Annotated in this window: 14 protein-coding genes; 6 read left to right on the top strand and 8 right to left on the bottom strand. The window is 72.3% G+C overall.

Features of this window, described 5'->3' with window-relative positions; genetic code table 11:
- The first annotated feature begins 42 nt into the window (after positions 1-42).
- Positions 43-1,245 carry an MFS transporter gene (locus AB0E91_RS22735; RefSeq protein WP_361785516.1) on the top strand — a complete coding sequence of 401 codons (1,203 nt, stop codon included), beginning with the start codon at positions 43-45 and terminating at the stop codon, positions 1,243-1,245.
- 308 nt (positions 1,246-1,553) lie between these two features.
- Here AB0E91_RS22735 and AB0E91_RS22730 read toward each other — a convergent pair whose 3' ends face one another.
- Positions 1,554-1,907, bottom strand: coding sequence for a carboxymuconolactone decarboxylase family protein (locus AB0E91_RS22730; RefSeq protein ID WP_361784785.1), 354 nt, complete (start codon positions 1,905-1,907; stop codon positions 1,554-1,556).
- Positions 1,908-2,285: 378 nt separating this feature from the next.
- Between AB0E91_RS22730 and AB0E91_RS22725 the strand changes: the two genes are divergently transcribed.
- Positions 2,286-2,732: an SHOCT domain-containing protein gene (locus AB0E91_RS22725; RefSeq protein ID WP_361784782.1), complete on the top strand. Its 447-nt coding sequence runs from the start codon at positions 2,286-2,288 to the stop codon at positions 2,730-2,732.
- Between the two features lie 12 nt (positions 2,733-2,744).
- On the opposite strand, the gene AB0E91_RS22720 is transcribed toward AB0E91_RS22725, so the two are convergent.
- Positions 2,745-3,590 carry a fused MFS/spermidine synthase gene (locus AB0E91_RS22720; RefSeq protein WP_361784779.1) on the bottom strand — a complete coding sequence of 282 codons (846 nt, stop codon included), beginning with the start codon at positions 3,588-3,590 and terminating at the stop codon, positions 2,745-2,747.
- 74 nt (positions 3,591-3,664) lie between these two features.
- Positions 3,665-4,834, bottom strand: a complete 1,170-nt coding sequence (gene tuf / locus AB0E91_RS22715) for an elongation factor Tu (RefSeq protein ID WP_361784776.1) — start codon at positions 4,832-4,834, stop codon at positions 3,665-3,667.
- Positions 4,835-5,156: 322 nt separating this feature from the next.
- Between tuf and AB0E91_RS22710 the strand changes: the two genes are divergently transcribed.
- Positions 5,157-5,948, top strand: a complete 792-nt coding sequence (locus tag AB0E91_RS22710) for a VTT domain-containing protein (RefSeq protein ID WP_361784773.1) — start codon at positions 5,157-5,159, stop codon at positions 5,946-5,948.
- 154 nt (positions 5,949-6,102) lie between these two features.
- Positions 6,103-6,981, top strand: a complete 879-nt coding sequence (locus AB0E91_RS22705) for an undecaprenyl-diphosphate phosphatase (protein WP_361784770.1) — start codon at positions 6,103-6,105, stop codon at positions 6,979-6,981.
- A gap of 72 nt (positions 6,982-7,053) precedes the next feature.
- Here the strand turns inward: AB0E91_RS22705 and AB0E91_RS22700 are convergent, their stop codons facing one another.
- A complete protein-coding gene (locus tag AB0E91_RS22700) occupies positions 7,054-7,695 on the bottom strand; it encodes a DUF4291 domain-containing protein (RefSeq protein ID WP_361784767.1) in 642 nt (213 codons plus the stop codon).
- Between the two features lie 131 nt (positions 7,696-7,826).
- On the opposite strand from AB0E91_RS22700, the gene lnt reads away from it, so the two are divergent.
- On the top strand, positions 7,827-9,410 hold the full coding sequence (gene lnt, locus AB0E91_RS22695; protein ID WP_361784764.1) for an apolipoprotein N-acyltransferase: 1,584 nt from the start codon (positions 7,827-7,829) through the stop codon (positions 9,408-9,410).
- On the opposite strand, the gene AB0E91_RS22690 is transcribed toward lnt, so the two are convergent.
- Positions 9,328-10,239 carry a Gfo/Idh/MocA family oxidoreductase gene (locus AB0E91_RS22690; protein ID WP_361784761.1) on the bottom strand — a complete coding sequence of 304 codons (912 nt, stop codon included), beginning with the start codon at positions 10,237-10,239 and terminating at the stop codon, positions 9,328-9,330. The genes lnt and AB0E91_RS22690 overlap by 83 nt on opposite strands.
- A 121-nt stretch (positions 10,240-10,360) precedes the next feature.
- Here AB0E91_RS22690 and AB0E91_RS22685 point away from each other — a divergent pair, with 121 nt between their 5' ends.
- Positions 10,361-10,912, top strand: a complete 552-nt coding sequence (locus AB0E91_RS22685) for a DinB family protein (RefSeq protein WP_361784758.1) — start codon at positions 10,361-10,363, stop codon at positions 10,910-10,912.
- A 559-nt stretch (positions 10,913-11,471) separates the two neighbouring features.
- On the opposite strand, the gene AB0E91_RS22680 is transcribed toward AB0E91_RS22685, so the two are convergent.
- From AB0E91_RS22680 to AB0E91_RS22670, 3 genes are all read right to left on the bottom strand, one after another.
- A complete protein-coding gene (locus AB0E91_RS22680) occupies positions 11,472-11,981 on the bottom strand; it encodes a hypothetical protein (RefSeq protein ID WP_361784755.1) in 510 nt (169 codons plus the stop codon).
- A gap of 138 nt (positions 11,982-12,119) precedes the next feature.
- The gene (locus tag AB0E91_RS22675) at positions 12,120-12,806 is read right to left on the bottom strand and encodes a uracil-DNA glycosylase (protein WP_361784752.1); all 687 of its coding nucleotides are present in this window, start codon (positions 12,804-12,806) and stop codon (positions 12,120-12,122) included.
- 93 nt (positions 12,807-12,899) lie between these two features.
- Positions 12,900-14,477: an ABC transporter substrate-binding protein gene (locus AB0E91_RS22670; protein ID WP_361784749.1), complete on the bottom strand. Its 1,578-nt coding sequence runs from the start codon at positions 14,475-14,477 to the stop codon at positions 12,900-12,902.
- Positions 14,478-14,676 lie beyond the last annotated feature (199 nt).

The following is a 14,676-nucleotide window of genomic DNA, read 5'->3' as shown; positions in this document are numbered from 1 at the left end:
CGGCCGGAATCGGGGTCGTCCCGTACGGGCCGCACCTACCGGCTGCTGACCGCGGCGGCCGTCGTCACCGCGCTCGGCTCCAACGGCTCGGTCATCGCGGCCGCGTTCGCGGTGCTCGACGCGGGCGGCGACAGTTCGGACGTGGGTCTGGTCGCCGCCTCCCGCACCCTGCCGCTGGTGGTGTTCCTGCTGGTGGGCGGCGCCGTCGCGGACCGGCTGCCCCGGCACCGGGTGATGGTCGCCGCCAACGCCCTCAACTTCCTCTCCCAGGGCGCGTTCGCGCTGCTGGTCCTGACCGGCGAGGCCCGGCTGTGGCAGATGATGCTGCTCACCGCGCTCGGCGGCACCGGACAGGCGTTCTTCAGCCCGGCCGCCGAGGGGATGCTGATGTCCTCGGTGAAGGCCGAGCACGCGGGGCGGGCGTTCGCTCTGTTCCGCATGGCCACGCAGGGCGCGGCGCTCGGCGGTGCCGCACTCGGCGGCGCGCTCGTCGCAGCGGTCGGCCCCGGCTGGGTACTCGCGCTGGACGCTGCGGCCTTCGCGGTCGCCGGGTCGCTGCGCGCGTTCCTCGACGTCAGCCATGTCCCGGCGCGGGGCGCGGGCGGCGGTCTGCTCGCCGATCTCCGGGAGGGCTGGCGGGAGTTCATCGGCCGACCGTGGCTGTGGGGCGTGGTCGCGCAGTTCTCCCTCGCCAACGCGGTGGTCGGCGCTGCCGACGCCGTCTACGGCCCGCTCGTCGCCCGCGACAGCCTGGGCGGCGCGGCCCCCTGGGGCCTGGCGCTGGGCGCCTTCGGCGCGGGCACGGCGGTGGGCGCTCTGCTGATGACCCGCTGGAAACCCCGCCGCCTGCTGTTCACCGGCACCCTCTGCGTCTTCCCCCTCGCCCTGCCCTCGGCCGCACTGGCCGTACCGGTCCCGGTGGAGGCCCTCTACGGCGTCATGTTCTTCGCCGGCGCCACGGTGGAGGTCTTCGGCGTCTCCTGGATGACCGCCCTCCACCAGGAGATCCCCGAGGACAAACTCTCCCGCGTCTCGGCCTACGACTGGTTCGGCTCGGTCGCCCTGATGCCCCTGGCCACGGCGCTGGCGGGCCCGGTCGAGTCGGCCGTCGGACTGACCGCCGCCCTGTGGGGCAGCTCGGCCCTGGTCGTCCTCGTGACCGCCCTCGTCCTCCTCGTCCCGGAGGTCCGCACCCTGACCCGGCGCACGGCCCGGGCGACCGCAGTCGACCACCAGGCGGTCTGATGTCGTCGGGAAGTGCCGGCTCGCCGTAGGCGTGATCGGGCATCAGCGTGATCGGGCATCAGCTCGAGAAGCTCGTCCTTCCCCTGCGCGCAGCGGTACGCGGACCCGGGACGCCCGGATTTTCGGCCGGGCGCCGCATGGTGACGGCGACACAGCGATCGACGGTGGCCACGACGGGTCGTCGCGCGCAGCGACGACCCGTCGTGGTGGGACTCCGTCGCCGGACTCAGGTCCGGTGCGGCCGGGCGGTATCGCGCGAAGCGGACGTGCCGCGACCGGCCGCCGGAGGCGTTGTCCCGGGGCGTGCCTCAGCGGGCGTTGCGGCTGTCGGCCTCGATACGGGCGATGGCTTCGGCCTCGGCATCGGCCAGCGCGATCGCGACACCGAACGCCTTGGCGATGTGGCTCGCCGCCGACATGACGCGCGCCGTGCCCACGATGGGGGCGATGGCGATCAGCAGGTCCTGCAGTTGCTCGGCGGTGAAGTCGGCCTTGAGCGCGGGGTCTATGTGCGCCAGGTAGGAGACCGCCGGGGCGTCCATCGCCACGAGCGCGGCGATGCGGCTGAGGATGAGCGTGTTGTCGTCCATGTGACAACGCTCGAGGGAATCGAGGGTCATGGCGGCGATCGTGTCGATCACGGGGGCAGATGCGGTGGCCATGGTGAACCGCCTTCCGGTGCTGCGGGGAACGGGAACCGCCACCCACCGGACGTGGGCCCCCCGTCTCCGGCGGCATGCCTCCAGACTAACCACCAAGGACTCGTCGGGGCGTGCCGAGCGGGCGGTCAGCCGGTCGGCCGAACTCGCGCCGGACACGGGACCCCTGGCGCGGCGACGGGTTCCCGGCTGGCTGACCGGGGCTTCTCGGCGCACCATGGACGGCATGGGGCGCTGCGATGTCCCGGGACCGGCCGCGGGCGCGCCCGCCCGGTGCCCTCCCCCGCCCTCGTCGTCGTTCCTGAGGGTGCGGGGCGCCCGCGCCCCGGGGCGTGGACCCTTCCGGAGAGCCGCCGGAGGGACGACGAAGGGACAGCACCGATGACTCTCGCGTACGACTACCCCCTGCTGAACGCCTTCTGGACCATGCTGTGGTTCTTCCTGTGGATCATGTGGTTCTTCCTGCTCTTCAAGGTCATCGTCGACATCTTCCGCGACGATTCCCTGCACGGGTGGGCGAAGGCCGGCTGGCTGGTGTTCGTGGTCCTGCTGCCCTTCCTCGGCGTCTTCGTGTACGTCGTCGCCCGCGGCAAGGACATGGGCCGACGCGAGCGCAAGCACATGACGGAGCAGCGCGCGGCCTTCGACGCCTACGTCAAGGAGGCGGCGGGCGGGCCGGGCCCGAACAGCGCCGATCAGCTGGCCAAGCTCTCCGAACTCCGCACGCGGGGCGACATCACGCAGGAGGAGTTCCAGCGCGCGAAGGACATGGTCCTCGCCGGTGGCACCCCCTCGGAGAATCCCCGACCGGGAACGCCGTCCGCCTGACCGCGACGTGGCTCACCCGATGCCGAAGGTCCCGTCCGGCGGCTCGGGTGAGGGTACGGCGTCCCCGTCCTCGACCGGGCGTGCCGCGCCGGTGAACTTCCGCAGCGCGGGGCCGTGTTCGACGCGGGCCGGGAAGACGTCGGCGGCGGTGCGGCGGGCCAGGGCCGTCAGGTCCAGGGGGCGGTGGGAGGCGAGGAGTACGGCGTTGCCGAAGCGGCGTCCGCGCAGTACGCCCGGTTCCGCGATCAGCGCCAGCTCCTCGAACAGGGCGCCGAAGGTGGCCAGTTGGGAGCGGAGGAAGGTGAACGGCGTGCCGTCCGCGAGGTTCGCCAGATAGACGCCGTCGGGCCGCAGCACCCGCGCGGCCTCGGCCGCGTAGCCAAGCGAGGTGAGGTGGGCGGGGACGCGGGAGCCGCCGAAGACGTCCGCGACCAGGACGTCCGCGCTGTCGTCCGGGGCGCCCTCCAGCCAGGTCCGGGCGTCGGCGGTGTGGACCGCGATGCCCGAGCCCGGCGGCAGCGGAAGGTGCTCGGCGATCAGTTCCGCGAGGCCCCGGTCGGCCTCCACCACGTCCTGCCGGGAGCCGGGCCGGGTCACGGAGACGTACCGGGGCAGGGTGAGCGCGCCGCCGCCGAGGTGCAGCACGTCCAGCGGGCGGCCGTCCTCGCCGGCCACGTCGAGGGCGTGCCCGAGCCGTCGCGCGTACTCGAACTCCAGATGCGCGGGGTCGTCCAGGTCGACGTACGACTGGGGCGCCCCGTCCACGGTGAGCAGCCAGGCCCGCTCCCGGTCGACGTCGGGCATCAGCTTGGCGGTGCCGTGGTCGACGGTCCTGGTCACGGGTATGGCTTCGGTCACGGAACCATTCTCCCCCGACCGGAGCCGTACCCGTGTGCGCGGGGGCGGCCGCCCGTCCCCGCGCACCCCCGTGCTCACTCCACCGAGGTCACCGTCCCGGCGCCGACCGTCCGCCCGCCCTCGCGGACGGCGAAGCCGAGCCCCGGCTCCAGCGGGACCTCGCGGCCCAGCTCGACGGTCATCTCGACCGTGTCACCGGGCCGCGCGACCGCCGTCTCGCCCAGGTCGATGTCCCCGACCACGTCGGCGGTGCGGATGTAGAACTGCGGCCGGTAACCGGTCGTGACCGGGGTCGTACGGCCGCCCTCGCGCGCCGAGAGGACGTACACCCGGGCCGTGAACCGGCGGCCGGGCGTCACACTGCCCGGCGCCGCCACCACATGCCCGCGCCGGACCGCGTCGCGGGGCACCCCGCGCAGCAGCAGCGCCACGTTGTCCCCGGCCTGCGCCTCGTCCATCGGCTTGCCGAAGGTCTCCAGACCGGTGACGACGCTCTCCACCTCCGCGCCGAGCACCTCCACCCGGTCCCCGACCCGCACGGTCCCGCGCTCGACGGCACCGGTGACGACCGTGCCGCGCCCGGTGATGGTGAGCACGTTCTCCACCGGGAGCAGGAACGGCGCGTCCAGATACCGCTCCGGCATGGGCACGTAGGTGTCCACCGCGTCGAGCAGCGCCTCGATGGAGGCCGTCCAACGCGGGTCGCCCTCAAGGGCCTTGAGCCCGGAGACGCGTACGACGGGTACGGCGTCGCCGTCGTAGCCCTGGGCGGTGAGCAGCTCGCGGACCTCCAGCTCGACCAGGTCGGCCAGCTCCTCGTCGCCGACATCGGCCTTGTTCATCGCGACCACCAAATGGTTCACGCCCACCTGCCGGGCGAGCAGCACGTGTTCGGCGGTCTGCGGCATGATCCCGTCGAGCGCGGAGACGACCAGGATCGCGCCGTCGAGTTGCGCGGCGCCGGTGACCATGTTCTTGACGTAGTCGGCGTGGCCCGGCATGTCCACGTGGGCGTAGTGCCGGGTGTCGGTCTCGTACTCGACGTGCGCGATGTTGATGGTGATGCCGCGCGCGGCCTCCTCCGGGGCCCGGTCGATGCGGTCGAACGGCACGAAGGTGCCGGTGCCACGCTCGGCCAGGACCTTGGTGATGGCGGCGGTCAGGGTCGTCTTGCCGTGGTCGACGTGGCCCATGGTGCCGATGTTGAGGTGCGGCTTGGTGCGCACGTATGCCGTCTTGGGCATGGGAGATCCTCGTGATGGTGATGCGTGAGGCGCGCGAACGCGCGGGGACCCCGGTGACTCTCCGACCCTCCCCCTGCGGGGTCCGCCGGACGATCCGGAGAGGGTCAGCTTCGGGCGCCGTCGACAGCGGCCACGAGGAACGGGACGGCAGCCTTCGGCGCATCCGCGACTGCGGATGCTGCGAGGAGGAAGGCGTACCGGAACATGAGGCAGATCATCGCGGACGCGTCGCTCCACGTCGAACGGTTTTTCACGGGCGGGGTGCGCCCGGCGGCCGCCTTCCGTACACCGATCACACCCCCGCGTCGGTTAGGGTCACCGGATGCCCGCTGCCACCAACCGCTCTGGGGGCACCGTCATGGCCACTCCCCGGGCCACCGTCGCCGAATCCGCGCTCGCTGTTTCCGCAGTTGTTCCCGAACCGGCCCTCGCGCGCCGGGGATTCGCCGCGCGCGGAGCCGCCGTCCTCCTCTCTCCGTACGCCCGCCTGGCATTGCTGCTCCTCCTGCTCGCGGGCGGCGCCGCATGTGTGCTGGCGTTCGCGCCGCAGCAACTGCTGACGCGGCAACTGCCGCCAGGATTCAGCGGGTTGGCGGCGGCCACCGTGTTCGCGGCGGGGTACGGCCTGTGCACGGTGGCGTTCGTACCGCGTCCCCTGCTGAACCTCGCCGCGGGCGCGCTGTTCGGCTCCCCGCTGGGGCTGACCTCGGCGCTCGCGGGCACGGTGTTCGGCGCGGGGCTGGCCTTCGTACTGGGCCGGGCGCTGGGCCAGGACGCGCTGCGTCCCCTGCTGCGCGGGCGCTGGCTGCGGGCGGCGGACGGGCAGTTGAGCCGGCACGGCTTCCGCTCGATGCTGGCGGCGCGGCTCTTCCCCGGCGTGCCGTTCTGGGCGGCGAACTACTGCGCCGCCGTCTCCCGGATGCGGCTCACACCGTTCCTGCTCGCCACGGCGCTGGGCTCCGTCCCGAACACGGCCGCGTACGCCGTCGCGGGCGCCCGCGCCTCGGCGCCGACCTCGCCCGCCTTTCTGATCGCGATGGCCTGCATCGCCGTACCGGCGCTGGCGGGGACGTGGGTGGCGTGGCGCAAGCGGCATCATCTGAACGGCAGTTGAAGACAAGGCGCTTTACAGAAGTCGCGGCGGACCGGCGACCCGGATGACCATCCCATGACCAACCCCCGATGAGGTCTTTGCCATCGGGGCCCGCTACGCTGCCCCCGTCACATGATCACGCCTTCTTTTCCGAGCGCTTGGACCTCCTGCCGCCATGTCTTGGTTTGAATCCCTCGTCCTGGGACTCGTCCAGGGGCTCACCGAGTTCCTGCCCGTGTCCTCCAGCGCCCATCTGCGGCTGACCGCGGCGTTCTCGGGCTGGAAGGACCCCGGCGCGGCCTTCACGGCGATCACCCAGATCGGCACGGAGGCGGCGGTGCTGATCTACTTCCGCAAGGACATCGGGCGGATCGTGACGGCGTGGTTCCGCTCGCTGTTCGACAAGGCGGCGCGCGGGTCGCACGACGCGCGGATGGGCTGGCTGGTGATCGTCGGCTCGATCCCGATCGGTGTGCTCGGTGTGACGCTCAAGGACCAGATCGAGGGCCCGTTCCGCGATCTGCGGATCACGGCCACGATGCTGATCGTCGTCGGCGTCCTGATAGGCATCGCCGACCGGCTCGCAGCCCGCGACGAGTCCGGCGCCCGCCACCGCTCCCCCAAGCAGCGCAAGTCGCTGGAGAACCTGAGCGTCCGCGACGGCCTCATCTTCGGCCTCTGCCAGGCCTGCGCCCTGATCCCCGGCGTCTCCCGCTCCGGCGCCACCATCAGCGGCGGCCTCTTCATGGGCTACCGCCGCGAGGCCGCCGCCCGCTACTCCTTCCTCCTCGCCATCCCCGCGGTCCTCGCCTCCGGCGTCTTCGAGGTGAAGCACTCGCTGGACGAGAGCGGTGCCGTGTCGTGGGGGCCGACACTGTTCGCGACGGTGATCGCGTTCGGTTCGGGCTATGCGGTGATCGCCTGGTTCATGAAGTGGATCTCCAACAAGAGCTTCATGCCCTTCGTCTGGTACCGCATCGCCCTGGGCATCGTGATCATCGTCCTGGTGAGCATGGGCGTACTGAGCCCGCACGCGGCGGAGTCGGCGGGCTGACCCCGCACAGTTGCTCGGCGGTGACGGCGTCATCCGTGGCAAGGACGCGCTGCGGGACTGCGCCCGGCTCCGTCACTCCCCTGCCGGTGCGTGGCGCGTCGCCTCGGGCTGCACCCCCAGATGCGCGAACGCCCCCATGGGGTACGGCCGTTCCTCGGGCAGCAGCGCCGCCGCGCGATCGAGCCGTCCCGCCCGCACCTCCGCGTGCACCTCGCACGCCAGCGGCGTCACGTCCTCGATGCCCACGATCCACTCGTCGGCGTACCGCACCGCCGCCTCACCACCGAGACCGAGTTGCAACGACCGGTACGGCAGCGGTTCGAGTCGCAGGTCCCGCTCCCCGTCCCACTGCACACGGGCCGGTGCCCGCCGCAGCTCCCGCTTCCAGACGGCCTGGCTCTCGTGCACGCCCCGTGTGTACTGCGACAGGCAGGCGTTCCGCAGCGCCCATGCGAAGCCGTCCCGGCTGATCTCGACGGCGAGGACGGTCTCCTGGCCCTCCTTGGCCGCCCATCCGCAGCGGTACATCATCCACAGGAACGACGGCTTGATCCATGTCATCCGGTCCCGTTTCCACGCCGGGGGAAACCGGCCGTCGCGTGCCGCGGGGACGCCGATCGCGGGTGTGTACGCCTGGTAGACGGTGATCGTGGAGTCCGTGTACCGGGCCCGGATGCGGTGCTTCGGCTCGCTCGTGGTGAATCGGTCGTTCATCGCGCCAGATTCGAACGGCGGCCGTGTCCGCACAACCGAATATCCCCGGAGTGGGCAGCACCCGGGCCCCTGTCCTGGATCGCCCACCCGGCGCACACTGGAACCAAGCCCAAGGAGTGGGGAGACTCCGGATGAGCGGTGCGTGGGATGCCGGGCGGTGGGTCGAGGGGCGCTGGCGGCGCTCCGGGGTCGCCGCGGTCGCGGGGACGCTGCCCGTGCTCGCGTTTCCGGGCCCCGCGTGGTGGTGGTTCGCGTACGTCGCGCTCGTGCCGTGGATATTGCTGGCCCGGTCCGCGCCGAGCGCGCGCAGGGCGGCGTACGACGGCTGGTGCGGCGGATTCGGGTTTCTGCTCGCGGTGCACAACTGGCTGTTGCCGAGCCTGCACGTGTTCATCTTCCTGATCGCCGCGCTGCTCGGTGCGCTGTGGGCGCCGTGGGGCTGGCTGGTCCGCAGGCTGCTGGGCGGGATGCCGTCGCCGGGTCGGTGCGCGGCGGCGATGGCCGTGCTGCCCTCGGCGTGGCTGGCGGTGGAGCTGGTCAGGTCCTGGCAGGGGCTCGGCGGCCCGTGGGGGATGCTCGGTGCGAGTCAGTGGGAGGTGGAGCCCGCGCTGCGACTCGCTTCCGTGGGCGGCGTCTGGCTGCTGAGCTGGCTGGTGGTGGCCATGAACGTGGCGGTCGCGGCGCTGATCGCGGTGCGCGCGGCCCGGCTGCCCGCCGCGGCCTCGCTGCTCGCCACCGCCGCCGCGACCTCGGCCGCCTGGGCGTGGGCGCCGCGCCCCGCGACGGAGGGGACCGCCCGGATCGCCGTCGTACAGCCCGGTGTCGTGGAGGGCCCGCGCAGCGTGGACGACCGCTTCGACCGCGAGGAGCGGCTGACCCGGAGCCTGGCCGGGCAGGACCTGGACCTGGTGGTGTGGGGCGAGAGCAGCGTCGGGCACGATCTCGCCGCCCGCCCGGATCTCGCCCGCCGGCTCGCCGCGCTGTCCCGGCTGACCGGCGCCGATGTGCTGGTGAACGTGGACGCCCGCCGCTCCGACCGCCCCGGCGTCTACAAGAGCTCGGTCCTGATCGGCCCGGACGGCCCGACCGGTGAGCGGTACGACAAGATGCGGCTGGTCCCCTTCGGGGAGTACATACCGGCCCGCTCCCTGCTCGGCTGGGCCACGTCGGTGGGCAGGGCGGCGGGCGAGGACCGGCACCGGGGTACCGAGCAGGTCGTGATGGACGCCGGGCACGGGCTGCGGATAGGCCCGCTGGTGTGCTTCGAGACCGCGTTCCCGGACATGAGCCGCCACCTCGCGGACGACGGCGCGGGCGTCCTGCTCGGCCAGTCCTCCACCTCGACCTTCCAGGGCAGCTGGGCCCCGGAGCAGCACGCCTCGCTGGCCGCGCTGCGCGCCGCCGAGACCGGCCGCCCGATGGTGCACGCCACCCTGACCGGGGTGAGCGCCGTCTACGGCCCGGACGGCCGGCGCCTCGGCCCCTGGCTCGGTACGGACGCGGACACCGCCCGCGTCTACGACGTACCGCTCGCGCGCGGCGTCACCCCGTACGTCCGCCACGGCGACTGGGCGGTGCGCGGCGCGCTCCTGGTGCTGGCCTCGCTGGGCGCGGTGGAGGGCGTACGGACGCTCAGGCCGCGCCGGACGGGTCCTGAACCGCTCGTACGATCCGCTCGCACAGTTCGTGGGTGGCCAGCGCGTCCCCGGCGCTGAGCGTCCTGCCCGCGCGGACGGCGTCGAGGAAGGTGAGGACGGCCTGCTCGATGCCGCGCTGCCGGGAGACGGGCACCCAGTCGCCGCGCCGTCGCAGGGTCGGCTGGCCCTTGTGGTCGATGACCTCGGCGAGGTTGACGACCTGGCGCTTGGTGTCCTGTCCGGAGACCTCCAGGACCTCCTCGGCGGAGCCGCTGAGCCGGTTCATGACGCCGAGCGCGGTGAAGCCGTCACCGGCGAGCTGGAGCACGACGTGGTGCAGCAGCCCGTTCTCGGAGCGGGAGCGCACGGTGACGTCGTCGATCGGGCCCGGCACCAGGAAGCGCAGGGTGTCCACGACGTGGATGAAGTCGTCCAGGACCATCGAGCGGGGCTCCTCGGGCAGCCCGACCCGGTTCTTCTGGAGGATGATCAGCTCGCGCGGGTGCTCCAGGCACTGCGCGTACGCGGGGGCGTACCGGCGGTTGAAGCCGACGAACAGGGAGACGCCCCGCTCCTCGGCGAGCGCCACCAGCCGCTCGGCGTCGGCGAGTTCGTAGGCGAGCGGCTTGTCCACGTAGGTGGGGACGCCCGCTTCGAGGAGCCGGGTGACGATCTCAGGGTGGACGGCGGTGGGCGCGTGCACGAAGGCGGCGTCGAGTCCCGCGTCCAGGAGGGAGTCCAGGCTCTCGTGCCGCCGCTCCTCCGGCAGGTGCAGCGAGTCCGCCACGGCCGTCAGGGTGGCGGGGGTGCGGGTCTGGAGGTGGAGGTCGACCCCGGGCAGTGTGCCGAGCACCGGAAGGTAGGCCTTCCGCGCGATGTCCCCGAGTCCGATGCAGCCGACCTTCACATGCTCTCCTAGTGGCGGTACTCCGTGTGTTCCTCTGCGGAAGGATACGGCGGCCGGGTCTCGTCGGAGGGCCGCGGAAACCCCCTGTCGCCGCCGGGGCCCGGCTGCGAGGATGCCGATCATGACTGCCGAAAGCCAGGCCCCCGCCGAGGACCACGCGCCCGCCGACCGCCACTGCCCCGACCTGACCGTCGGTGAACGCGCCATGCTGGAGGGCTGGCTCGAGTACCACCGCCGGACCCTCGCCTGGAAGTGCGAGGACCTGACCGACGAGCAGCTGCGCACCGCGTCCGTGCCACCGTCCGACCTGTCGCTGATGGGCCTGGTGCGGCACATGTCCGACGTGGAGCGGTCCTGGTTCCGCAAGGTGCTGGCCGGTGACGACCAGGGGTGGATCTACTGGAGCGACGAGGACCCGGACGGCGACCTCCACCTCACCGAGGCGGACACCTGGAAGGACGCGTACGCCGTCTGGCAGGCCGAGATAGCGACGGCCCGGACCAACGCGGCCCGCTTCGAGCTGGACGACCTCGGACTCGGCAAGCGGCGCCCGAACAACGAGGAGCGCTACAGCCTCCGCTGGATCTACACCCACATGATCGAGGAGTACGCCCGCCACAACGGCCACGCCGACCTGCTGCGCGAACGGATAGACGGCCGCACCGGCGAGTGAGCGTCACCCCCGGTACGCGCACGTCCTCCCTGCGGGCGACGCGATCACTCCTGCGAGTGGATCACCCGTGCGTAGCTGATGCCAATGCGGCGGCCCGGCCAGCAGAGTTGCCCGGGTGCATCGACCGACGACCACCGCAGCGCTCTGGGTCACCGTGGCCGTCTCGGCCCTCACCGCCTGCGTGACCGTACATGGCCCGGCTCCTGTCGCCCCCCGTCCGGCGGCGGGCACGGCGACCCCCCGCCCGGTGCAGGCGCCCGCCCGCGAGGCCCTGGCCCGGATGGGACCGCCCCCGCAGGACCCCACGCCCTCACCCACATCGGCCAAGCCGTCCGCTCCCCCGCCCGCACCCCCCGCTCCGCACCCGACTCCCACCAGCCGGAACCCGCGAAGCGCCCCGCGCCCGGCCCCCGCGACCCCACCCCGCCCGACCGTCAAAGCCCCGGACATCTGCGCACTGGGCCGCAAGTACGGCGGCTGGCGGAAGGACAGCCCGGCGTCGGTGATCTGCGGTCGCGCGTACGGGCGTTGAGGGTGTGGGAGCGGTCCGGCGCCTCCGTTACCCCACCGGCCGCTGGCGCGGCGGTCCGAAGCCCTCGCCGTCCCCGCCCCCGGACGGGCCGAGACGCAGTTCCAGGCGGCTGATGGCCGCCCGGACCCCCGTCCCGTAGCCGTCGTCCGCGAGGGAGTCGGCGGCGTGCCGGGCGCGGCGGAGGTGGGTGCGGGCGGCGTCGGAGCGGCCCAGCTTGAGGTAGTCGGCGGCGAGGTTGAGGTGGAGGGAGGGGTAGAAGCCCCCGACCGGCGAGGGATCGGCGCCGGTCAGCTCCTGGGCCGCCGACAACGCCCGGAGGTCCCAGGCGAGTTCGGCGTCGGGGTCGTCCTGGGTGTCGGCGAGGTAGTGGGCCAGGGTGCAGCGGTGGAGCGGGTCGCCGGCCTCGGCCGTCTCGGCCCACAGCTCCAGGAGGCGGCGTCTGGCCTCCTCGCGGTCGCCGCCGTGGTGCAGCATCACGACCTGCCCGATCCGGGTCAGCAGGGCATCCGGCGCCGCCTGCTCCTGCCGCTCCGCCACCGCGCCCTCCGAGCCGTCACGCCGGGCCGCTGTCCGGCCCGCCTGCCCCGACGCTAGCCGCAGCCGGTGGAGATGCCGGGCAGGCGGCCCCGTACGCCGGGGTGACACACCCGAACCGGCATCCCCCCAGGGCCTGTCTCAGCCCGCCAGGTTCGGAATCCGCCAGTCGATCGCCTCGTGCCCCTGCTTCTCGATCGCCTCGTTGATCTGGGTGAACGGGCGGGAGCCGAAGAACCGCTTGGCGGACAGGGGCGAGGGGTGCGCGCCCTTGACCACGACATGGCGGGTCTCGTCGATCAGGGGGAGCTTCTTCTGCGCGTAGTTGCCCCACAGGACGAAGACCGCCGGGTCGGGGCGGGAGGCCACGGCGCGGATCACCGCGTCGGTGAACTTCTCCCAGCCCTTGTTCTTGTGCGAGTTGGCCTCGCCCGCGCGCACCGTCAGCACCGCGTTCAGCAGCAGGACACCCTGCTCGGCCCAGGGCATCAGATAACCGTTGTCCGGGACCGGGAGGTCCAGCTCCTCGCGCATCTCCTTGTAGATGTTCCGCAGCGAGGGCGGCGTCTTCACGCCGGGCCGCACCGAGAAGCACAGGCCGTGCCCCTGGCCCTCGCCGTGGTACGGGTCCTGGCCGAGGACGAGGACCTTGACCTTGTCGTACGGCGTCGCCGCGAGGGCCGCGAAAACCTCCTCGCGCGGGGGGTAGACGGGGCCCTTCGCCCGCTCCTCCTCGACGAACTCGGTCAGCTCCTTGAAGTAGGGCTTCTCCAGCTCGTCGCCCAGTACCCCGCGCCAGGACTCGGGCAGCATGGCGATGTCGGTCACGTCAACGTCCTCACGATGTGCGGTCATTTCCAGCACTCAGAACCTACAGGCGACCACTGACAACGAGCACGCGAGGATGCCGTACGCCCCCTCTCACCAGCTGGTCTTCCGGTGCAGCTCCCACATCGTCATGATCGTCGAGGGGTCGAGGGACCGTTCCCCGCCGGAGATGTCCCCGTTGGCCGCGACGTACTGCCGTCCCTGCCACAGCGGCAGCAGCCGCGCGTCGTCCGCGATCTGCTGCTGCGCCTCCCCCAGGTCCTTGACCACCTCGGCGCGGTCGCGCATCGCGCGCGAGCGGGGCAGCAGGACCGAGGTGATCTTCTTGGCCGGGTAGGGCGTGCCGAGCGCGTTGTTCTCGCCGACGAACGGCGTGATGAAGTTGTCCGGGTCGGGGAAGTCCGGGAACCAGCCGCGCCCGAACACCGGGTACTCGCCCTTCTGGTAGCCGGCCACATAGCTCTTCCAGGGCCGGGCCTTCAGGGTGATCGTGAACAGCCCCGAGGCGTCGAGCTGCCGCTTCAGCTCCTGGAACATCAGAGCCGTCTCGGAGCCGTAGCGGTCGCTGGTGTACCAGAGGGTGAGCGGGACGCGCCGGGTGATGCCCGCGTCGGTGAGGGTCTTGCGGGCCTTGGCGGTGCTCGGGTCGCCGAACGTGTCGAAGAACGGCGTGGTGTGCCCGACCAGCCCCTTGGGGACCATGGAGTACAGCGGGTCCACGGTGTCCTTGTAGACCCGGTGCGCGATGGCCCCGCGGTCGACGACCTGCGCGACGGCCCGGCGTACGGCGTCCTGCCGGGCCCAGGGGTCCTTGGGGTTGAACACCAGGTAACTGATGTCGGTCCCGGCGCCGTCGATCAGCTGGAGGTCGGTCCGGTCCTGCCTCTCGAGGGTGACGATGTCACCGGCGGCCAGACCCCGATAGGTGACGTCGATCCGCTTGTCGCGCAGCGCCTTGACCATGGAGCGGGAGTCCTGGAAGTAACGGATGGTCACCGCGTCGTTGAGCCGCTTGGCGTAGCCGTCGTAGCGGTCGTTGCGGACGAGGACGGCCTCCTTGCCCTCGTCGTAGGACTCGAGGCGGTACGGGCCGGAGCCGTGGATGCCGCCCTTGTCGCGCAGGGAGTGGGCGGGGTAGTCGCGCGGGTCCACGATCGACATGGCGGGGGTGGCCAGCACGAACGGGAAGGTGGCGTCGGGCTTCTTGAGGTGGAAGACCACGTCGCGGTCGCCGGAGGTCTCCACCCGGTCCAGGCTGCCGAGCAGTCCGGCGGGGCCGCCCGGCGCGTTGATGACACGGATGCGGTTGATGGACGCCTGCACGGCCTGGGCGTTGAGCGGGTGGCCGTCGGAGAACGTCATGCCCGGACGCAGCCGGCAGTGGTAGGTGGTGCCGCCCGAGTCGGAGAAGCCGCAGCTCTGGGCGGCGTCGGGCTGGGGGCTGGTGGCGCCGGTGGGGTAGGCGAGAAGCGTCTGGTAGACGTTGCGGAACAGTTCCCAGGAGCCGTCCCAGGAGCCTGCCGGGTCCAGGGTGCTGGGGGCGCTGGTGGTGCCGACGACGATCGGGCCGTCGTCGGTCCGGGCGCTGCCGGGGAGCAGGGCGCACCCCGACACCAGACTGATGGACGCGGCCGCCGCGACTCTTCGAAGGAATCGGTTCCGCTTGAACACGCGCACGCTCCTCGATCCGCCGTACCAAGGTCGGCAGACCATACCGCAGCAATACGCCTCCTGAACCTCCCCTGAAACAGCCGTTGTTGACGGATCGGACGGTGACGACGTTGTCATCGCGGCGACCGGTCGCCGCACAGCACTCCGGGCGCCGTTCCGCTGGGGAACGGCGCCCGGAAGAGACGGCCGGTCAGAGGCC

The organism is Streptomyces sp. NPDC026659 (genome assembly GCF_040638245.1).
Classification (GTDB): Bacteria; Actinomycetota; Actinomycetes; order Streptomycetales; family Streptomycetaceae; genus Streptomyces.
The sequence above is the reverse complement of the archived record's forward strand: the minus strand, read 5'-3'. Positions and strand labels throughout refer to the sequence as shown.

Bases quoted from the DNA above. Each gene is read 5' to 3' on its own strand.
- AB0E91_RS22705 (WP_361784770.1), top strand. From the start codon at position 6,103: ATGTCTTGGTTTGAATCCCTCGTCCTGGGACTCGTCCAGGGGCTCACC.
- AB0E91_RS22700 (WP_361784767.1), bottom strand. From the start codon at position 7,695: ATGAACGACCGATTCACCACGAGCGAGCCGAAGCACCGCATCCGGGCC.
- AB0E91_RS22730 (WP_361784785.1), bottom strand. From the start codon at position 1,907: ATGGCCACCGCATCTGCCCCCGTGATCGACACGATCGCCGCCATGACC.
- tuf (WP_361784776.1), bottom strand. From the start codon at position 4,834: ATGCCCAAGACGGCATACGTGCGCACCAAGCCGCACCTCAACATCGGC.
- AB0E91_RS22725 (WP_361784782.1), top strand. From the start codon at position 2,286: ATGACTCTCGCGTACGACTACCCCCTGCTGAACGCCTTCTGGACCATG.
- AB0E91_RS22710 (WP_361784773.1), top strand. From the start codon at position 5,157: ATGCCCGCTGCCACCAACCGCTCTGGGGGCACCGTCATGGCCACTCCC.
- AB0E91_RS22685 (WP_361784758.1), top strand. From the start codon at position 10,361: ATGACTGCCGAAAGCCAGGCCCCCGCCGAGGACCACGCGCCCGCCGAC.
- lnt (WP_361784764.1), top strand. From the start codon at position 7,827: ATGAGCGGTGCGTGGGATGCCGGGCGGTGGGTCGAGGGGCGCTGGCGG.